This is a genomic window from Campylobacter jejuni, assembly GCF_049221745.1.
In the GTDB taxonomy this organism is placed as follows: domain Bacteria; phylum Campylobacterota; class Campylobacteria; order Campylobacterales; family Campylobacteraceae; genus Campylobacter_D; species Campylobacter_D jejuni_E.
In genome coordinates, this window is sequence record NZ_JBMJAO010000010.1 from 24,629 (window position 1) to 45,046 (window position 20,418).

General features: G+C 31.1%; 15 protein-coding genes, 4 tRNA genes and 6 pseudogenes. 13 read left to right on the forward strand and 12 right to left on the reverse strand.

Features of this window, described 5'->3' with window-relative positions; genetic code table 11:
- Positions 1-13: 13 nt before the first annotated feature.
- Positions 14-90, reverse strand: a tRNA-Met gene (locus ACOTU8_RS07435).
- 135 nt (positions 91-225) lie between these two features.
- Here ACOTU8_RS07435 and ACOTU8_RS07440 point away from each other — a divergent pair.
- From ACOTU8_RS07440 to ACOTU8_RS07455, 4 genes are all read left to right on the forward strand, one after another.
- Positions 226-313, forward strand: a tRNA-Ser gene (locus ACOTU8_RS07440).
- A gap of 46 nt (positions 314-359) precedes the next feature.
- A tRNA-Ala gene (locus tag ACOTU8_RS07445) sits at positions 360-435 on the forward strand.
- Between the two features lie 3 nt (positions 436-438).
- A tRNA-Val gene (locus ACOTU8_RS07450) sits at positions 439-514 on the forward strand.
- Between the two features lie 28 nt (positions 515-542).
- A complete protein-coding gene (locus tag ACOTU8_RS07455; RefSeq protein ID WP_422342371.1) occupies positions 543-1,073 on the forward strand; it encodes a GNAT family N-acetyltransferase in 531 nt (176 codons plus the stop codon).
- On the opposite strand, the pseudogene leuD reads toward ACOTU8_RS07455, so the two are convergent.
- Positions 1,053-1,321, reverse strand: a pseudogene (gene leuD / locus ACOTU8_RS07460) (3-isopropylmalate dehydratase small subunit); the annotation flags it as partial. The gene ACOTU8_RS07455 and the pseudogene leuD overlap by 21 nt on opposite strands.
- Positions 1,322-1,344: 23 nt before the next feature.
- Positions 1,345-1,728: pseudogene (locus ACOTU8_RS07465) on the reverse strand (2-isopropylmalate synthase); the annotation flags it as partial.
- Positions 1,729-2,050: 322 nt separating this feature from the next.
- Between ACOTU8_RS07465 and ACOTU8_RS07470 the strand changes: the two are divergent.
- Complete coding sequence (locus ACOTU8_RS07470; RefSeq protein WP_422342372.1) at positions 2,051-2,680, forward strand: hypothetical protein; 630 nt, start codon at positions 2,051-2,053, stop codon at positions 2,678-2,680.
- A gap of 27 nt (positions 2,681-2,707) precedes the next feature.
- Here the strand turns inward: ACOTU8_RS07470 and ACOTU8_RS07475 are convergent, their stop codons facing one another.
- The 4 genes from ACOTU8_RS07475 to ruvC form a co-directional block, all read right to left on the reverse strand.
- Positions 2,708-3,355, reverse strand: a complete 648-nt coding sequence (locus tag ACOTU8_RS07475; protein WP_422342373.1) for an outer membrane beta-barrel protein — start codon at positions 3,353-3,355, stop codon at positions 2,708-2,710.
- A 137-nt stretch (positions 3,356-3,492) separates the two neighbouring features.
- A complete protein-coding gene (gene queF, locus ACOTU8_RS07480) occupies positions 3,493-3,876 on the reverse strand; it encodes a preQ(1) synthase (RefSeq protein WP_422342374.1) in 384 nt (127 codons plus the stop codon).
- 247 nt (positions 3,877-4,123) lie between these two features.
- Positions 4,124-6,703, reverse strand: coding sequence for a flagellar hook protein FlgE (gene flgE / locus ACOTU8_RS07485; protein ID WP_422342375.1), 2,580 nt, complete (start codon positions 6,701-6,703; stop codon positions 4,124-4,126).
- 202 nt (positions 6,704-6,905) lie between these two features.
- Entirely contained in the window at positions 6,906-7,388 is a 483-nt protein-coding gene (gene ruvC, locus ACOTU8_RS07490; protein ID WP_422342376.1) for a crossover junction endodeoxyribonuclease RuvC, read from the reverse strand.
- Positions 7,389-7,482: 94 nt separating this feature from the next.
- Here ruvC and dnaA point away from each other — a divergent pair, with 94 nt between their 5' ends.
- The 3 genes from dnaA to gyrB all read left to right on the forward strand — a co-directional run bounded on the left by dnaA (position 7,483) and on the right by gyrB (position 12,370).
- Positions 7,483-8,805, forward strand: a complete 1,323-nt coding sequence (dnaA, locus tag ACOTU8_RS07495) for a chromosomal replication initiator protein DnaA (RefSeq protein ID WP_422342377.1) — start codon at positions 7,483-7,485, stop codon at positions 8,803-8,805.
- A 159-nt stretch (positions 8,806-8,964) separates the two neighbouring features.
- Positions 8,965-10,032 carry a DNA polymerase III subunit beta gene (dnaN, locus tag ACOTU8_RS07500; RefSeq protein ID WP_422342378.1) on the forward strand — a complete coding sequence of 356 codons (1,068 nt, stop codon included), beginning with the start codon at positions 8,965-8,967 and terminating at the stop codon, positions 10,030-10,032.
- Between the two features lie 28 nt (positions 10,033-10,060).
- Positions 10,061-12,370, forward strand: a complete 2,310-nt coding sequence (gene gyrB, locus ACOTU8_RS07505; protein ID WP_422342379.1) for a DNA topoisomerase (ATP-hydrolyzing) subunit B — start codon at positions 10,061-10,063, stop codon at positions 12,368-12,370.
- A gap of 145 nt (positions 12,371-12,515) precedes the next feature.
- Here gyrB and ACOTU8_RS07510 read toward each other — a convergent pair.
- Positions 12,516-12,689 (reverse strand): annotated as a pseudogene (locus tag ACOTU8_RS07510) (molybdopterin containing oxidoreductase); the annotation flags it as partial.
- 315 nt (positions 12,690-13,004) lie between these two features.
- Between ACOTU8_RS07510 and ACOTU8_RS07515 the strand changes: the two are divergent.
- The 4 genes and pseudogenes from ACOTU8_RS07515 to ACOTU8_RS07530 all read left to right on the forward strand — a co-directional run.
- Complete coding sequence (locus ACOTU8_RS07515; protein ID WP_422342399.1) at positions 13,005-14,312, forward strand: Na+/H+ antiporter family protein; 1,308 nt, start codon at positions 13,005-13,007, stop codon at positions 14,310-14,312.
- 187 nt (positions 14,313-14,499) lie between these two features.
- A pseudogene (locus ACOTU8_RS07520) lies at positions 14,500-15,691 on the forward strand (glutamate synthase central domain-containing protein); the annotation flags it as partial.
- Position 15,692: 1 nt separating this feature from the next.
- Positions 15,693-15,785, forward strand: a pseudogene (locus ACOTU8_RS07525) (hypothetical protein); the annotation flags it as partial.
- Positions 15,786-15,795: 10 nt separating this feature from the next.
- Positions 15,796-16,412, forward strand: a pseudogene (locus tag ACOTU8_RS07530) (NAD-binding protein); the annotation flags it as partial.
- Positions 16,413-16,438: 26 nt separating this feature from the next.
- On the opposite strand, the gene rnhB reads toward ACOTU8_RS07530, so the two are convergent.
- The 3 genes from rnhB to rrc all read right to left on the reverse strand — a co-directional run bounded on the left by rnhB (position 16,439) and on the right by rrc (position 17,998).
- Positions 16,439-17,014 (reverse strand): ribonuclease HII, encoded by a 576-nt coding sequence (gene rnhB, locus ACOTU8_RS07535; protein WP_422342380.1) that lies wholly within the window; start codon positions 17,012-17,014, stop codon positions 16,439-16,441.
- Between the two features lie 32 nt (positions 17,015-17,046).
- The gene (locus ACOTU8_RS07540; protein ID WP_422342381.1) at positions 17,047-17,286 is read right to left on the reverse strand and encodes a ComEA family DNA-binding protein; all 240 of its coding nucleotides are present in this window, start codon (positions 17,284-17,286) and stop codon (positions 17,047-17,049) included.
- A 64-nt stretch (positions 17,287-17,350) separates the two neighbouring features.
- Entirely contained in the window at positions 17,351-17,998 is a 648-nt protein-coding gene (gene rrc / locus ACOTU8_RS07545) for a ferritin family protein (protein WP_422342382.1), read from the reverse strand.
- A gap of 158 nt (positions 17,999-18,156) precedes the next feature.
- Between rrc and ilvD the strand changes: the two genes are divergently transcribed.
- A complete protein-coding gene (ilvD, locus tag ACOTU8_RS07550; protein WP_422342383.1) occupies positions 18,157-19,833 on the forward strand; it encodes a dihydroxy-acid dehydratase in 1,677 nt (558 codons plus the stop codon).
- A gap of 11 nt (positions 19,834-19,844) precedes the next feature.
- Here ilvD and ACOTU8_RS07555 read toward each other — a convergent pair whose 3' ends face one another.
- Complete coding sequence (locus tag ACOTU8_RS07555; protein WP_422342384.1) at positions 19,845-20,369, reverse strand: YagU family protein; 525 nt, start codon at positions 20,367-20,369, stop codon at positions 19,845-19,847.
- Positions 20,370-20,418 lie beyond the last annotated feature (49 nt).

A 20,418-nucleotide genomic window follows, 5' to 3' on the forward strand; every position in this document is an offset into this window, starting at 1 on the left:
CTATTACACTTAATGGTGTCAAGGGGGAGACTTGAACTCCCGACCTCCGGCTTATGAGACCAGCGCTCTAACCAGCTGAGCTACCCTGACTAAAAATAAAAATATAATTATACTATTTTTTACTAAAAATTTTCTGATTTTTTAAAAAAATAATTTTATTTTCAATATTTAAAAAATTTCTTTATTTTTAAAGCTTTTATAGATATAATGAACGCTTTATTTCATAGACAGGTGTCCGAGCGGTTGAAGGAGCACGCCTGGAACGCGTGTAAAGTGCAAGCTTTCGAGGGTTCGAATCCCTTCCTGTCTGCCATCAAATAAACTTTAAGGCAAACTAAGTTATAATACAAACTTCATTTGGGGCATTAGCTCAGCTGGGAGAGCACAACGCTGGCAGCGTTGGGGTCAGCGGTTCGAACCCGCTATGCTCCACCATATGGTTCCGTAGCTCAGCTGGTAGAGCACTACCTTGACATGGTAGTGGCCGTTGGTTCAAGTCCAATCGGAGCCACCATCACCCTTTCCTTATGCAAAGGATTATTATGCAGAACACTATCATACAAAAAGCCGTCCATAAAGATTTAAATTCTATACTTGAAATCACAAAAGATGCTTTAAATACTATGAAAGCTATGAATTTTCACCAATGGGATGAGAATTATCCCAATGAAATAATTTTTCAAGAAGATATACAAGCACAAGAACTTTATGTGTTTAAAGAAAATGATGAAATTTTAGACTTTATCTGTATCAATGAAAAATTTGAACCTGAATTTTACAAACAAGTTATTTTTAACAAAAATTATGATGATAAAGCCTTTTATCTACACCGTTTAGCCGTCAAACAAAATGCAAAAGGCAAAGGCGTAGCACAAAAACTTTTAAATTTTTGCGAAAATTTTACCTTAGAAAATCACAAGGCAAGTTTAAGAGCAGATACTCATAGTAAAAATTTTCCTATGAATTTACTTTTTAAAAAGCTCGATTTTAATTTTTATGGAAACTTTGACATACCTAACTACCAAGATCCTTTTTTAGCTTATGAAAAAATTCTAAGCCAAAAAGCTTTTTGAGTTTTTTCACATAGGTTTTGATTTGTGCTTCATGTTAAAGTCAAAGTTATATTATCAAGTCCTTCCAAAAGACAAATTCTGTAAAAATCATCTAAATCAAAAAAATCTTATCTTTAAAAAATACTCTTTTTTTCCAGTAAATAAATTTTTATGTTTTTATCTTGAGATTTTTTTAATTCTTCAGCTATTTCTAAAATCTCATCTTTAGCAAATTCTATGGCAAGCAAACCATTTCTTAAGGCATTGTTTTAAAAATATCCGCCCAAAGTAAGCCCACAGTATCTGGGATATTTATAGTTTTAGCTCCAGTTGCCATAAGCAAAATTTCATCAAAATCTTTTTTCAACTTATCTTGTATATGCAACTCTGAAGTAGCTATAAAAGTATGAATTCTAAAATTTTAGCTTCTTTTAAAAGCCTCATAAGCCATATCTATATCTAATGCTCTAGAAAGTGCACAAATGGTTGAATTTTAACCTTAGAAGCAATACTTTGAACCACCCTAAAATCCTCTTTTTGAAGATACAGGAAAACCTGCTTCTATAATATCTACGCCTAAATTTTCAAGTGCTAAAGCGATTTGTAATTTTTGATTAATATTCAAAGAACTGCTTAAAGCTTGTTCTCCATCACGTAAAGTAGATAATTCTATTATCTTTCATAATTTAATTCTTTAAAATAAACAGACTAAATGAATTTGAAAATTCAAAAACTTAAAAACGATGATAAAAATAAAAAATACAAAAAATGATTAAAAATAAAATTGAGTTTTAGAGTGAGAGTTGCAGTAGCAGATTAAAAGTATCTTTACTTTTTTGTTGGACTGAATTTGAAATTTTAAAAATTTGTTTCATCTTTTCCTCCTTTGTTAAAATTAATCTTTAATGTATCATATTTTTAGTAAATGTATTTGTAAAATTCTTAAATTAAGAAAATTATTGATATAATTGTAATTTTAAGTAACAAAAAGGATGTTGATGTTAAAAGAACTCTTAGAAATTAAAAAAGAAATGGAACCTGTTATTCACGAAGCCAATGTAAAATTAAATATGCTAGCCCGTGAAGTCATAGTCCGAAAAAAAGAATACGAAATTTATGGCCCTATGGTAGATCGTGTTTATCTTGATAATGCCATTTATGTTAAAGTTATGTCAAGTGGACGCGATGTAAAAACAGACAATGTAGCTATAAAAAATGGTTTTTACATGGTTTTTGTCGCCCCTGAAAAAGAAAGTACAAAAGATATCAAAAACAAACTCAAAGTAGCTTATGAGGGGCTTGATAACAAATTTATCGCTACGCTCATACGATCTTGCCAACGCTTTAAAGAGATCATAAACAAAACCCAAGCTACACTCGCTAAAGCTTCTAAAATGAATGTAGTAGTAAAAACAAATTTAGGCGAAGCAAGTGCTGCACTTAAATTTAACATCAATATAGAATACACTAGAGATGCTCAAAAACTCACTCGCGAAAATTCAAAATCAGCAGGAAGCTTCAGAGACACAAAAACTTATATCAATCTTGTAGTAGAAAAAAACACAGATTCTCAAATTTGCGAAAAGCTACTTGACGATGTTGAAAAATATTTTATCGGTGGAGGTTGATAAAATGCAACTTTAAGTTGCATTTTTTTAAAATTTATAAGCATATCCTAAATAAATACTATAGTTTGTTTGTTTAGGATCATAAAAATTTGATCCAATACTATTTTCATAAAAATTTCTAGAATTATATCTTATTTGTTCAGCTTTAACACCTAGTTCTATTTCATTGTGTTCAGTTAGCTCATATATGACACCTGCTTTAACTCCATAAACAAAACCATCAAATTTTTTAGATAAAGATAAACGCGAAGTTTTTAAATCAATATCTGTTCTTGCGTAACCAGAATACACGCCTAAAACTCCTCTTGTTTTTTCAAAAAGTTCTGGAGTAAAATCATAACCTAATAAAAATTTATTTATAGAAAAATCAGCTTCTATATTAAACTGAGGAGTTGTAATAAAATCATCAAAGCCATCAGAATTAGCATAAAGAAAATAAATTCTATGGAGTTGATTTAAACGATATCCTATTTTCAAATCTAAAACCGGAATATTTTCTATCATATCTCCATTGATCACTGAACTTTTATTCCCATTATGCTTAAGATCGCTTTTTACTTTAGTATGCAAAAAAGCTGCATCAGCACCTATAAAAAAACCAGAATTCTCATCTGCTAAAGCTAAATTTGAAAACAAAGTAGCACTTGCAATAATACTTAATAATTTTTTATTCATAACCTAACTCCTTATATAATAAAATTCGATCTAAAAAATTTAGATCTTTTTATTATACATTCTTCAAAGGTTAAATAAGATCTTTTTATAAAAATATTTAATCTTTACATAAAAATATGTGAATATTTTACTCAATATTATTTTGGAACAACTATATCACTACGACATTCTATTACCGTATGCACATTTCCACGCGGGTTAAAATCCCCTACAACTTTAATCCACTTTGGTTTTAATTTATCTTTTAAAGTATTATAAATTTCATTGATGCTTGCTTCATGTGAAACATTTCTATACATAAAAGTATTGATATAAAGTTTTATCGCCTTAAGCTCAACCACAAATTGATCAGGTATATACTCAAGATAAATCGTCGCAAAGTCAGGATAACCTGAACGTGGACAAGCACACATAAATTCAGGTAAAGTAATTTTTATGATATAGTCATTCTTCGCATCATTTGGCCAAATTTCCATTTTTTCTACATCAAATTCTTTGATTTCTTTTTCACCATAACGCATAGATTTTCCTTTAAATTTAAATTCAAGCAAAAATTATAACAAAATAAGTTTTTAAAACGATTATGATACAAGCAAATAAATACAATTTTATTGCAACTCACCCCTAGCAAGAGTGAGTTAGCAATAAATTGAAGGCAGTTCAAGCCTAAGCCCAGTATTACAAAACTACCAAGATAGGCTTGTAAAGCAAGGCTTGCTCCCTTTAAGGGAGCAAAAAAACAATATTTTATAGAATGCTAAGCTTAAATTATTGTTTAAGCTGGATCAAAGTTTGAAGCATTTGATCACTCGTTGAAATGGTTTTAGAGTTTGCTTGATAACCCCTTTGTATGATGATAAGCTCTGTTAAAGAACGGCTTAAATCCACATTTGACATTTCAAGAGCTGAGGTTTTCATCTCACCGCGTCCACCTGTTCCTGCTTCCCCTACTACGATATTACCACTATTTGCAGTAACTTTGAAAAGATTTCCACCTATTTCTTCAAGACCTGAGTTATTTGCCACTGAAGCCATAGCGATTTTTGCTACTGCAAAGGTTTTACCATTGGTAAATTCACCTAAGATATTTCCTTTATCATCAACGCGAATTGCATCAGGTTTTAAGTTTCCTGAAGTATAACCATCGGTTGCTTGAGAAGTTAAAGTTGAAGCAGAGTTTGAGCTTACAAGGCCATCATTGCTTCCGCTTGTTCCGAAAGAAAGTTTGATTTGTTGATTTGGTGCGGCACCATTATTTGGTGAGAAATTTATAGTTCTTGGAGTATAGTTTGATAAAGATCCATCATTATTAAATCTTGCACTACCTACGATAATATTGTTCGGACCTTCGCCTGTAGTGTTGATCTCTGCAGGTTCTGGTACGCGAATGATCATTTGCCATTCATTACCCCCATCTTGAGTGGTGCTTTGTTTTACAAATTGCACTTCTAGGGTGTGTTTAGAACCTAAAGAGTCATAAATTTCAAGTCCAGCTGAAAAAGCACTAAGTTTTAAAAGTTCACTTTGTTTAACTTGATTTCCAGCAGGAAAAGATCCATCAAGTCCTTTAAAGATCTTTGTAAAGGCATCATTAGTGCTTACAGTTCCTTTTTCATCTGTATAAGCAGTGATATTAAAATTCATATTATGAGGTCCAAAATCTAATGATCCTTGACCACCTGTAACAAGTGCTGGACTTTTTGAAGTTTCATTAACATTAGTGATAGAAAAAGCCCCTGATGAATTTACAACTACTTTAACATTTTCATTTACATCTGCTGCAGCAAAAGTTCCACTTCCATCATAATCAACCCCATATCTTGCATCTCTTTGTAAAAGCTCTCTTAAATCCTCAGTAGTGTGAAAAGTCCTTACATCGGTATTTAATAAAGATCCATTCATTACTGCATTATAATAATTTTGCGAACCCACATTAGCAGTATCTGTGCCATTCCAAGTAGGATTTCCATCTCCATTTGTTCCTGGAACATAAGCATAACCTCCATCAGGATTATACATAGGAGGAAGAGTTTGAGCTGAAGAACTATAAATATATTTATGAGCAGTGATAACTTGAGCATTTCTACCACCTGTTAATTTATCTTGTTCTCCTGCTGTTCCACCTGTTGCTGTCCATAGAGAAGCATTATTTTGTTGTACTTGTGCATATTCAAATGAACCATCTGCACCATCTGCACCATTTTTCCAAGTTGCTGTCCAAACCTCACCTGCAGTATTATCAGAATTTACTACAAGATTGATATTTTTCATACTATCTGTGGTACCATCAGAATTTGTATTAACAAAATCAATTCCACTTCCATCTTTATTTTTAACCGCTTTTACTCCAGTTCCTGTTCTTGTGTCATTAGAAGCTGTGAAAGTGTTAATATAAGTTATAGCGTCATCTATACTTGTTATATTTTCATTTTCTATTTTAACACCATTTAGAACTATGCTTAATTTTGTTTTTTGATTGTCATTTCCCCAAAAAGCCGCTGTTTGAGTTTTATGATTATTTGCATCAAAAGCACTTAAACCTACTTTATTGGTAGAATATTGTGCATCTGCATATGAAACCCAAATTCCTTGACCATCTCTTAGATTAAGCCCTTGACCATTAGAATTAAACAAAGAAGCCGCATCCACACCTTTTTCAGTTACTTCAACTGAATTTTTAGAAGTAGTATAAAACTGAGTCGTTCCTGTATCATTTTCATCTTTAGTTTCACTTGTTTTTACATTATATCCATGAACAGAATCAAGTGCATATAAAGGGGTGCTAGCTGTGCCTATACTAAGCCCACTATTTAAATTTGCTTTGATAGCCACTTCGGTTGATTGTGCTGCAGGGATATGCATACCTGGATCGATGAAGATGTTTTGTGGGCTTCTTGAACTATCTATACTTTGAGTATCCCAGTTGATATTCCATCCTTGAACCACAAAGCCTGCATTATTAACAAAATTTCCATAAGCATCAAGTTTAAAATCCCCTGAACGTGTAAGATAGTTTGTAAGTCCGCCATCATCACTTACCATAAAAAAACCATCACCATTGATAGCAACGTCAGTATTTTTATCTGTAGTTTGAACTGAACCTTGAGAGTGAATTCTTGTCGTAGAACTTACTGAAACACCAAGACCGATTTGAAGTGGGTTTGATCCACCTCTTCCGTCAGTTGGCGCTGTAGCGATTTTCACAGTTTGGCTAAACATAGTCCCAAAATCTGCACGAGAGTATTTAAAACCAGTGGTATTAACATTTGAAATGTTATTACCTTCAACATCCATCGCAACTTGATGTGCTTGTAGTCCGCTCACTCCGGACCAAAGTGATCTCATCATCTTAAATCCTTTATAAAATATTGCTTTAAAAATTTAACGCTTTGGCTTTAAAAAACTTTTGCGTTTATGTGAAGTTTATAAGCAAGTTCTGTTCCAACTTTTAAAATTTTTTAGGAAAATTTAGAAAAAATATAGAAAAAATTTAAAGGTATTTTCGGAGTTTATGGAGCTTTGGGCTTTTGTGTAATGAAAATTACCAAAATCACACCCTAACTCTTAAATTTGCCGCATGAGTTAAAGCCACTGCGATAGCATCTGTGATATCTAAAGGCTTGATATCTTTACTAAGTCCTAAAAGTCTTTTTACCATAAAGGCAACTTGTTCTTTTGTGGCTTTTGCCTTACCTGTAACGGCTTTTTTCACTTGTAAGGGAGTATATTCTACAAAGTCTCCATGAATTTGAAGGATTTTTAAAGATAGAGCTCCACGAAATTGTGCGAGTTTTAAAACGGTTTTTGGATTGTAAGCAAAAAAGATATCTTCTATAGCTACCTCATCAAAAGAATGATTTTTAAAAATCAAGTCCAAACCCTCGCAAAGTTCTGTGATTTGATACTGTAAAGTACTTGGCTTTATCTTTATAAGTCCTGCTTCTATGAGAATGTTTTTTCCTTTGTTGGCTTCTATGATAGCATAACCGCAATTTCTCGAACCTGGATCTATACCTAAAATTTTCAAATCCATACCTTTTGAAAATAAAATACAAAAGCGGATTTTAACCTTTTTTTATGAAATTTAAGATAAAATTTATACATTATACAAAATTTAAAGAGAGATTATGAATCCAAGTCAAATACTTGAAAATTTAAAAAAAGAATTAAGTGAAAACGAATACGAAAACTATCTGTCAAATTTAAAATTCAACGAAAAACAAAGCAAAGCAGATCTTTTGATTTTTAACGCTCCAAATGAACTCATGGCTAAATTCATACAAACAAAATACGGTAAAAAAATCGCGCATTTTTATGAAGTGCAAAGCGGAAATAAAGCCATCATAAACATACAAGCACAAAGTGCTAAACAAAACAACAAAAGCACAAAAATCGACATAGCTCATATAAAAGCACAAAGCACGATTTTAAATCCTTCTTTTACTTTTGAAAGTTTTGTTGTGGGAGATTCTAACAAATACGCTTATGGAGCATGTAAAGCTATAATACATAAAGACAAGCTTGGAAAACTTTATAATCCTATCTTTGTTTATGGGCCTACAGGACTTGGAAAAACACATTTGCTTCAAGCAGTTGGAAATGCGAGCTTAGAAATGGGAAAAAAAGTCATTTATGCTACAAGTGAAAATTTTATCAATGATTTTACTTCAAATTTAAAAAATGGCTCTTTGGATAAATTTCATGAAAAGTACAGAAACTGCGATGTTTTGCTTATAGATGATGTGCAGTTTTTAGGAAAAACTGATAAAATTCAGGAAGAATTTTTCTTTATATTTAATGAAATCAAAAACAACGATGGACAAATCATCATGACTTCAGATAATCCACCCAACATGCTAAAAGGTATAACTGAACGTTTAAAAAGTCGTTTTTCTCATGGGATCATAGCTGATATAACTCCACCTCAACTAGATACAAAAATAGCCATCATAAGGAAAAAATGTGAATTTAATGATATCAATCTTTCTAATGATATCATAAACTATATCGCCACTTCTTTAGGGGATAATATAAGAGAAATCGAAGGTATCATCATAAGTTTAAATGCTTATGCAACCATACTAGGACAAGAAATCACACTCGAACTTGCTAAAAGTGTGATGAAAGATCATATCAAAGAAAAGAAAGAAAATATCACTATAGATGACATTTTATCTTTAGTATGTAAAGAATTTAACATCAAACCAAGCGATGTGAAATCCAATAAAAAAACTCAAAATATAGTCACAGCAAGACGCATTGTGATTTACCTAGCTAGGACACTTACAGCTTTGACTATGCCACAACTTGCGAATTATTTTGAAATGAAAGATCACACGGCTATTTCACATAATGTTAAAAAAATTACAGAAATGATAGAAAATGATGCTTCTTTAAAAGCAAAAATCGAAGAACTTAAAAACAAAATTCTTGTTAAAAGTCAAAGTTAAGTGAAAGGATGTGAAAAATAAATTCTAGAGTGTGAAAAAAAGAAATTAAGCAAAGTATGATAAAATACAAATTTGATTATTTTGCTTTGAAGAATTTCACAATTTCAACAAGCTTATTATTACAACGAATTTAAAATTAAAATAAACCAAGGAGAAAAAATGAAGTTAAGTATCAATAAAAATACTTTAGAATCTGCAGTGATTTTATGTAATGCTTATGTAGAAAAAAAAGACTCAAGCACCATTACTTCTCATCTTTTTTTTCATGCTGATGAAGATAAACTTCTTATTAGAGCTAGTGATTATGAAATAGGTATCAACTATAAGATAAAAAAAATCCGCGTAGAATCAAGTGGTTTTGCTACTGCAAATGCAAAAAGTATTGCAGACGTTATTAAAAGTTTAAACAATGAAGAAGTTGTTTTAGAAACCATTGATAATTTTTTATTTATAAGACAAAAAAGTACAAAATACAAACTTCCTATGTTTAATCATGAAGATTTTCCAAATTTTCCAAATATAGAAGGAAAAAATCAATTTGACATTGACTCAAGTGATTTAAGTCGTTCTCTTAAAAAAATATTACCAAGTATTGATACAAACAATCCAAAATACTCCTTAAATGGTGCATTTTTAGATATAAAAACAGATAAAATTAACTTCGTAGGAACTGATACAAAACGCCTTGCAATCTATACTTTAGAAAAAGCAAATAATCAAGAATTTAGTTTTAGTATCCCTAAAAAAGCTATCATGGAAATGCAAAAACTTTTCTATGAAAAAATAGAAATTTTTTATGATCAAAATATGCTTATCGCTAAAAATGAAAATTTCGAATTCTTTACAAAACTTATTAACGATAAATTTCCAGATTATGAAAAAGTTATACCAAAAACTTTCAAACAAGAACTTAGCTTTTCAACTGAAGATTTTATAGATAGTCTTAAAAAAATTAGCGTTGTAACTGAAAAAATGAAACTTCATTTTAACAAAGATAAAATCATCTTTGAAGGTATAAGTTTAGACAATATGGAAGCAAAAACAGAACTTGAAATTCAAACAGGAGTGAGTGAAGAATTTAATCTTACTATAAAAATCAAATATTTACTTGATTTCTTAACTTCTATAGAAGAAGAAAAATTCACTTTAAGTGTAAATGAACCTAATTCAGCATTTATAGTCAAATCTCAAGGACTATCAATGATTATCATGCCTATGATTTTGTAATAAAACAAGTAATAGATAAAGGAAAAATATGCAAGAAAATTACGGTGCAAGTAATATTAAAGTCCTAAAAGGCCTAGAAGCTGTTAGAAAACGCCCAGGTATGTATATAGGAGATACAAACATAGGCGGACTTCATCATATGATTTATGAAGTTGTGGATAATTCTATCGATGAAGCTATGGCAGGACATTGTGATACTATAGATGTAGAAATCACTACTGAAGGAAGCTGCATAGTTAGTGATAATGGTAGAGGAATTCCTGTTGATATACACCCAACTGAAAATATGCCAACTTTAACTGTTGTTTTAACTGTCCTTCATGCTGGAGGAAAATTTGACAAAGATACTTACAAAGTTTCAGGCGGTTTGCACGGTGTTGGAGTTTCAGTTGTAAATGCACTTTCTAAAAAACTTGTAGCTACAGTTGAAAGAAATGGAGAAATTTATCGTCAAGAATTTTCAGAAGGTAAAGTTATCAGTGAATTTGGTGTGATAGGAAAAAGTAAAAAAACAGGAACAACTATAGAATTTTGGCCTGATGATCAAATTTTTGAAGTGACTGAATTTGATTATGAAATTTTGGCTAAAAGATTTCGTGAACTTGCATACTTAAATCCAAAAATCACTATAAATTTTAAAGATAACCGCGTAGGTAAACATGAAAGTTTTCACTTTGAAGGTGGAATTTCTCAGTTTGTTACAGACTTAAATAAAAAAGAAGCTTTAACCAAACCAATCTTTTTTAGTGTTGATGAAGAGGATGTAAACGTAGAAGTAGCTTTACTTTACAATGATACTTATAGTGAAAATTTACTTTCTTTTGTAAATAATATTAAAACTCCAGATGGTGGAACACACGAAGCTGGTTTTAGAATGGGCTTAACTCGTGTGATAAGTAACTATATAGAAGCAAATGCAAGTGCTAGAGAAAAAGATAGTAAAATCACAGGTGAAGATGTGCGTGAAGGTTTGATCGCTGTTGTAAGTGTCAAAGTACCCGAACCACAATTTGAAGGACAAACTAAAGGCAAACTTGGTTCAACTTATGTACGTCCTATAGTTTCAAAAGCAAGTTTTGAGTATTTGACTAAATATTTTGAAGAAAATCCTATCGAAGCTAAAGCTATAATGAACAAAGCCTTAATGGCAGCTAGAGGAAGAGAAGCAGCGAAAAAAGCTAGAGAATTAACGCGTAAAAAAGAAAGTTTAAGTGTAGGGACTTTACCAGGGAAATTAGCTGATTGTCAAAGTAAAGATCCAAGTGAAAGTGAAATTTATCTTGTGGAAGGAGATTCTGCTGGGGGTTCTGCAAAACAAGGTAGAGAAAGATCTTTCCAAGCTATACTACCTTTACGTGGTAAAATTTTAAATGTTGAAAAAGCAAGACTGGATAAAATTTTAAAATCTGAGCAAATTCAAAATATGATTACCGCTTTTGGTTGTGGTATAGGTGAAGATTTTGATCTTTCAAAACTTAGATATCATAAAATCATCATCATGACAGATGCTGATGTTGATGGATCACATATACAAACTTTACTTTTAACATTCTTCTTCCGTTTTATGAATGAACTTATAATTAATGGACATATTTACTTGGCTCAACCTCCACTTTATCTTTATAAAAAAGCTAAAAAACAAATTTATTTAAAAGATGAAAAAGCTTTAAGTGAATACCTTATAGAAACTGGAATAGAAGGTTTAAACTATGAAGGTATAGGAATGAATGATTTGAAAGATTATTTAAAAATCGTTGCAGCTTATCGTGCAATCTTAAAAGATCTTGAAAAGCGTTTTAATGTGATTTCTGTGATACGCTATATGATAGAAAATTCAAATTTAGTTAAAGGAAATAATGAAGAATTATTTAGTGTAATCAAACAATTTTTAGAAACACAAGAACACAATATCTTAAATCATTATATCAATGAAAGTGAAATTCGAGCTTTCGTTCAAACTCAAAATGGCTTAGAAGAACTTGTGATCAATGAAGAACTTTTCACTCATCCACTATATGAAGAAGCAAGTTATATTTTTGATAAGATTAAAGATAGAGGTTTGGAATTTGATAAAGATATTTTAGAAGTTCTTGAAGATGTTGAAACCAATGCTAAAAAAGGTGCTACTATACAACGCTATAAAGGTTTAGGGGAAATGAATCCTGAGCAACTTTGGGAAACCACAATGGATCCAAGCGTAAGAAGACTTTTAAAAATTACTATTGAAGATGCACAAAGTGCAAACGATACCTTTAATCTCTTTATGGGCGATGAGGTTGAACCAAGACGCGATTATATCCAAGCACACGCTAAAGATGTAAAACATTTGGATGTGTGAATTTATCATTGAAGAAATCATTTCTTCAATGAATTTTATTTTGCAAGAGTATAGCTAGAGGTAGTCTTCTTCTGGTATTATATTTTTCTCCGATTTCATAATATCCTTTTGTTGGTATGGATATTTGAGTGCTCCATTTTTGCTATGCTAATCTATTTAATGGTTTTTCTACCTTTGCTTTAATCCATGTTACACCATAATCATTGCTTATATAAACTTCACTAACTTCAAGTTCTCCAGCCCAAGCTTTGCCTCTAACTTCAAATTTTTTATTTGCTTTTATTTCAGAACCGTTTTTAATATTAGTAATTACAGATTGTGCTTGCAGGATAACCTCCACAAACAAGTCTAATTAGGTAGTTTTTTTGCTAAAACCTTGCTTCCTAAAAAATTCTCAAAAGAAAAATTTGACAATACGCCGATACCAAGCAAGCTAAATCCTATATTTTTAATAGTTTTTATTTTATTATAAATTTTTTAGGATTTAAATAATTAACTATATTAATCTTTTTGATTAAAAAAATTAATTATTTTTATAATTTTGCATATTAAAATAAAATCATTATATGTTCGAGTTTTATTACATTTTAACTAAGTTTTTTCTACAATTAAATTTTTAAAAAATATTTAAGGAATAATTTTGACTTTACTTACCAATCCTATTATTATAAGTGTTGCCTTAATGACTTTACTTTGTTTATTTCGTTTTAATGTACTTTTAAGTCTTTTAATCTCAGCTCTTGTTGCAGGAGTGTTTTCTCACCTTGAACTTATAGATACTATGAATATACTTATAAGTGGAATGAAAGAAAATCTAAAGACTGCCTTAAGTTATATATTCTTAGGAGCTATTGCTGCAGCGATTTCAAAAACAAATTTAACAGCATATTTGATTAAGATAGTGAGTCATTTTATTTTTCATAAAAAATATTTATTGCTTTTGTCTATAGCTTTAATTTCTTGTTTTTCTCAAAATTTAGTTCCTATCCATGTAGCTTTTATACCTTTGTTAATTCCACCTCTTTTAAGTCTTTTTAACAAGCTTAAAATCGATCGTAGAGCTGTAGCTTGTGCTTTAACTTTTGGACTTACTACACCTTATATGGTCTTGCCAGTAGGTTTTGGACTTACTTTTCAAGATCTTTTAAAAGATAATTTAAATGCAAATAATGTAAATGTTTCTTTAAATGATGTTACAAATACTATGTATTTTGCAGCTATTTGTATGATAATAGGACTTTTTTTAGCACTTTTTGTGTTTTATAGGAAACCAAGAGAGTATCAAGAAATAGAGATTGCTAAACTCGATTTAGAAAATCTTAAAATGACGCGTAAAGAATGGGGCGTTTTAGTTGGACTTATTTTGACTCTGATTTTGCAAATTCTAACTATGGATTTACCTTTATCAGGACTCTTGGGTTTTGTTTTAATGGTTGTTTTAGGTGGAGTTGAATTTTCTAAAGTCAATGAAGTTTTTGATGATGGACTTAAAATGATGGGTTTTATAGCTTTTGTAATCCTTGTTGCTGCGGGATATGGAGAAGTTTTAAAACAAAGCGGATCAGTAGCAGAGCTTGTAAATTCAGTTGTTCCTTGGATGGGACAAAGTAAGTTTTTAGCAGTATTTTTCATGCTTTTAATAGGACTTATTATCACTATGGGTATAGGCACTTCTTTTGGGACTATACCTATCATAGCTACGCTTTTTTGTCCTATTTGTTTAGAACTTGGTTTTAGCACAGCACTTATTATATTTATTTTAGGAGTAGCAGGAGCTTTAGGAGATGCGGGAAGTCCAGCTAGCGAGACAACTATGGGAACTACTGTAGGTTTAAATACCGATAAGCAACATGATCATATTAAAGATACTTGCATACCAACTTTTATTTTTTATAATGGCCCATTATTGATTTTAGGTAGTATTATTGCTATGTTTTTATGATTTTTTATATAATTCATATAAATCCATTAAAATATTTTTTAATTTATTTATTTTTAAGATAAAAAATATATCGATTATAAAAAAAATGTATGCTATAATCTTTATAAAGCTAATAAAATTTAAATCAGTTTTATAAGAAGAGCAAAATGGATTTAGAAAATATTCTAGAAAATAATCAAAGCATAGGTTTATATCACCCAATACTAATGCAAAAGAAGAAGCAAAAGAGATATTTTTACAAGGCTTAAAGGATAAAAAACTTGAATTTTTAGGTTTTAAAGAGGTACCTTTTATCCTAGTGATATAGGTTTAAGCGCTTTAAAAGCTATGCCTTATTTTTTACAAGCTTTTGTAAAAAAACCAAGTAAAATAAGTGCAGGACTTGAGTTTGAAAGAGTGCTTTATAGTACGTGTCGCCTTATAGAAAAAAGAGCTTTAAATGTACCAAATTTTATTTTTCAAGCTTTTCTTTACGTACCATAGTTTATAAAGGAATGCTTTTTAACTCATTATAGCAAAGCTTAGTAGCGATTCTGCAATGTTTAATAATACTTTAGAATTTTTAGCTTTAAATGGTCGCACTTTAGAAAAAGCTTTTATGATGATGGTACCTGAACCTTGGCATAAGAATGAAAATATGGAAAGTAAAAAGCGTGCTTTTTATGAGTATCATTCTTTATTGATGAAACCTTGGGATGGACCTACTGTTATAATTTTTACTGATGGAGTGATTATGGGACAAGTTTAGATAGAAATGGTTTTCGTCCTTCAAGATATTATCTTACAAAAGACGATATGCTTATACTTTCAAGTGAAACGGGAGCTTTAAAATTAGATGAAAAGAATATCAAAAAGAGGGGTTATAGCTGATAATGAAATCAAAGAGTATTATGCTAATGCTAAGCCTTATAAAAAATGGCTTAAAATTTAGTTGAACTTGAAAAACAAAAAAGTGGAGTTTATAAACATCAGTTTTTAAAAGAAGATGAGATTTTAAAACTTCAAAAAGCTTTTGGTTGGAGTTATAATGAGCTTAAAATGAGTGTGGCTGCTGGCTTAAAATGGTAAAGAAGCTATAGTAGCTATGGGAGTGGATACTCCTTTGGCTATATTTTCTAAAACTTATCAACCTTTGTATAATTATTTTAAACAACTTTTTGCACAAGTAACTAATCCTCCTCTTGATGCTATAAAAGAAGAGATTGTGACTTCTGCAAGGATTTATCTAGGAAGTGAAGGGAATTTGTTAAAACCAGATGAAAATAATGCAAACTTTGCTTGCTGTTTCTGGAGTGCATAATCATCTAGTAAAAAAATTAAGAACGCATACAAGCCTTATCATCGAAAGCGGTGAGTCTAAAGAAATTCATCATTTTGCATGGAGACTATGAAAAGATGTCAAAAATGCTTGATCTTTATAAAAATGAAAAAGAACCAAATTTAGCAGCATTTTTGAAAATTACACAAAAATAAGGAGTAAAAAATGGGAAATGCAAGAGATTTTTTAGACTTTAAAAGAATGGATTTTAAAAAAATTGCTCCTAAAGAAAGGGCTTTAAATTATAAAGAATTTACTATACCTTTAGATAAAAAAAGAACAAGAAATTCAAGGTAGGCGTTGTATGGATTGTGGCGTGGCTTTTTGTCATGCAGGTGTTATGAAAGACTTGATTTTACTAATCCTTTCCCTGAATTTACTGGTCGTGTTTGCCCTGCTCCTTGTAAGGATTCTTGTGTATGTGCAATAAATGGTATAAGTGTGAGTATTAAAATAATAAATTATCCATTATAGAAAATGCTTTTAAAGAAAATTTAGTAAGAGTAAATAAACCTAAGCAATACAATGACAAAAAATCGCTATCATAGGAAAAGTGGGCCTGATGGGCTTGCTTGTGCTAATACTCTAAATTCACTAGGCTATAAAGTAAGTGTTTTTGTAAGAAGTGATAAAATAGGCAACTTTTGATGTATGGTATCCCTGATATGAAGCTTGATAAAAGTATAGTCGATAGGCGCGTTAATTTACTCAAAGAAAGTGAGATTGAATTTAAAGTGAATGAAAATATAGACAGCAAAGATAAGGTTTCAAAACTTCTAAGAGTTTGCATCAAAATTTAGCAAAATAATCATAAAAGTTTAAAACTTTTTCGGTGGAGTTTGCAACTTCCAAATTTAGCTATAAGTTCTTTATGTGCTTTTGTACCATAGGCTTTGTTTTTTTCAAATTCATAACAAGGAAAGTCTTTAGCTAAGAAATTCATCACCCTATCTTTGCTGACTTTTGCAAGTATGCTAGCTGCACTTACTTGTAAAATGTTGGTATCGGCTTTGATTTGTGTTTTTATTCCACTTATGCCTAAACTAGTATTGCCATCATATAAAAAGTTATCCTCTGTTTTAAAATGTTTTTTTATAAGCATTAAGCCCGTTTTTAAACAAGTGCTTAAGCCTAGTGTGTCGATTTGTTCTGAAGAAAAAGTAAGTATGAGATAGTTTGAATTTTTAATAATAATTTCATAAAGTTCTTCGCGTTTTTTTTCGCTTAATTTTTTAGAATCACACAGCCCATCAAGTTTTTTGTTCAGTTTACAAGCTGCCATCATCATAGGACCTGCTAAAGCACCGCGTCCTGCTTCATCAATACCGATTAAATTTATATCAAATTCGTTTAAAAGTTCTTTTGTGTCAAATAAAGTTTTCAAAATTTTTCCAAAAAGAAAGGTAAAATGCCCTTTTATTCTACTGTAATATTATTTTTGATTTTTTCAAAAAGCTTATCACCTATGCCTTTAACTTTTTTAAGATCGTCAATACTTGTAAAATTTACTTCTTTGCGGTACTCTAAAATCGCTTTAGCCTTGGCTTCGCCAATACCATTTAAGCTTTTTAACTCTTTTAGTGTTGCAGTGTTGATATTTACAGCACCAAATAGAAAAGCTGTTAAAGCAAAAAATAAAAATAGTAATTTTTTCATTTTCTTATCCTTTTATTAAAAAATAATTATAATATTATCTTAAAAAGGATAAGAATTTTTTAATTTAACCCAAAAATTCGCGTTTAAAATACTCTTTTGGTGCTTTACATAAAGGACAGGCTGCTGGAGCTTTTTTGCCACGGTGTATATGTCCGCATACTTCACAAACCCATAGTTCTTCTACTTCACTATTGAAAAATTCTTCTTCTTCAAGCATTTTTTTAAGCGCTAGATATTCTCTTTCATGTTCAATCTCTACTTTACCAATAGCTGTAAATAGTCTTGCTATGGCTTTTTTGCCTTCATCTTCAGCAATTTTTGCAAAATTTGGATACATGGTTGTATGTTCGTAGTTTTCACCTTCTGCGGCACTTACTAGATTTTTTGTAGTTACTTCTAAAGGTTTGCCATCAACGATTTCATGATAAGCTTTAAATTCTGCCCTTGCATGCCATTTTTCATTTTCAGCTGCTTCTCTAAAATGTCTAGCAACCGCATGCCAACCTTCTTCTTCAGCTACATCAGCAAATAAATCATATTTATTTCTTGCCATAGATTCACCTGCAAAAGCTTTCATCAAATTTACCGCAGTTAAATCTGTAGTGATACATTGCATCTCTTCACCACAACAACTAAGCTTACCGCCACCCACATTTTGAACTTCTACTTCATTGCCACATTTTTGGCATTTATAGGTTTCATATTGTCTCATTTTGACTCCTTTTTGATTATCAAAAAGCATTGTATTATAAAAAAATATCTTTGTCAATTGATAATTTTTATCATTTATGAAAATGTATATCAAAATGAATTTCATAAAAATTAAGCTTTGCTAAATATAATTTTAAAAAATTATTATCAGGAGTTGCAATGAGAAGCGATGCGATAAAAAAAGGACATTTAAAAGCACCTAATCGTTCTTTACTTCGTGCTTGTGGTTTGAAAGATGAAGATTTTGACAAACCTTTTATAGGTGTAGCAAATAGCTATATAGATATAATCCCAGGGCATTATTTTTTAAATGATTATGCTAAAATCATTAAAGATGAGATACGCAAAAATGGTTGTGTACCTTTTGAATTTAATACTATAGGCGTAGATGATGGTATTGCTATGGGACATGATGGCATGCTTTATTCTTTGCCAAGTCGTGAAATCATCGCAAATTCCATTGAAACAGTGATGAATGCTCATCAACTCGATGCTTTAATTTGTATTCCAAACTGTGATAAAATCACTCCTGGTATGTTAATGGGAGCTTTAAGGGTAAATGTTCCAACCATTTTTGTAAGTGGTGGGCCTATGGCTTCAGGACTAACCAAAAAAGGAGAAAAAATCAGCCTTAGTTCTGTATTTGAAGCTGTTGGAGCTTATGAAGCTAAAAAAATTAGCGAAGAAGAATTTAAAGACATAGAATGTTCAGCCTGTCCAAGCGGTGGATCTTGTTCTGGAATGTTTACAGCCAATTCTATGAATACTTTATGTGAAGCTATGGGCATAGCATTAGAAGGTAATGGTACTATTTTGGCTTTAAGTAAAGAAAGAGAAGGGCTTTTAAGAAAAGCAGCACGTCGTATTTGTGAAATTGCTTTGGATGAGCGTTTTAAAATTCGCAATATCATCACTCAAAAAGCCGTGCGTAATGCTATGGTAGTAGATATGGCAATGGGAGGAAGTAGCAATACTGTTTTACACATGCTTGCGATTTCACGTGAAGCAGGTGTGGCACTAGATATTAAAGATTTAAATTTCATTTCAAGCAAAGTCGCACACATAGCAAAAATAGCTCCATCGCTTAATAGTGTTTATATGGATGATATTCATAAAGCAGGAGGTGTAAGTGCGGTTATGGCTGAAATTTCAAGCAGACCAGGACATATTTTAGAGCTTGATGCATTTACTATCACAGGAGAAAGTCTTAAAGAACGCTTAAAAAATGCTAAAATCAAAGATGAAAATATCATTCGCAAAGTAGATAATGCTTACTCAAAAGTGGGTGGGCTTGCTATTTTGTTTGGAAATTTAGCTGAGCAAGGTTGCGTCATAAAAACTGCGGGGATAGTTGGAGAAAGAAAATTTAAAGGTAAAGCAGTTTGTTTTAATTCTCAAGATGAATCTATAAAAGGTATTATCAAAGGTAAAGTACAAAAAGGAAATGTTTGTGTGATACGTTATGAAGGCCCAAAAGGTGGTCCAGGTATGCAAGAGATGTTGAGTCCTACTTCACTTTTAATGGGTATGGGTTTGGGTGCTGATGTGGCTTTAATCACTGATGGACGTTTTAGTGGAGCTACAAGGGGTTTAAGCATAGGGCATATTTCACCTGAGGCAGCTGAAGGTGGGCTTATAGCGCTTTTAAAAGATGGAGATGAAATAGAAATCGATGTAGATGCTTATACTATCCATGTAAATCTAAGTGAAGAAGAAATTGCTAAACGCAAAAAAGAATTTATACCAGTTAAAAAAGAAATATCTTCAAGATGGCTTAGAATGTATCAAAAACTTGTTAGCAATGCTAGCAAAGGTGCGGTTTTAGATATGGAATGAAAGATTTCCTTTCATTCTTCTATTTCTTTGGTTATACGATTTCTTATATCTCTACGAACTATTTCCATACCCCATAGCCAAACAATATGGCCAAAAATTTCAGACAGATGCTCATCAAGAGGAATTTCAGAAAGTGGTGGAACTTCTGCAATTAAAGGCATTACAATAACATGGGCAAAAAGATAAACAAAAAATCCAAAAACTGCACCTTGCCACATAGTAATACGATGCCATTTTTCCGCTATCATACAATAAGCCACTCCAAAAATGATAGAAAAACCAACATGCACTATAAAAATTGACAAAGGCATTTGCATACCTGAAAACATATAAGTCCAATCAGTAGGTAAGCCTAGTTGTTCTAGAAAAATTTTAGGTGGAGTAACGCGTTCTAAAGCATCTGTTGGCCAAAAAACATTGGGATTTCTTGGAGGAAAAGGTACTTCCCAACCCCATTTAACAATAGCTCCGAAAATACCCGCTAATATACCTATAAAAAAGGCTAAAGTATAGCGCTTTTGAAAGTATTTATTCATAATGACTCCTTTATATTTTATACAAAATAAAATTTGAATTTATAATATT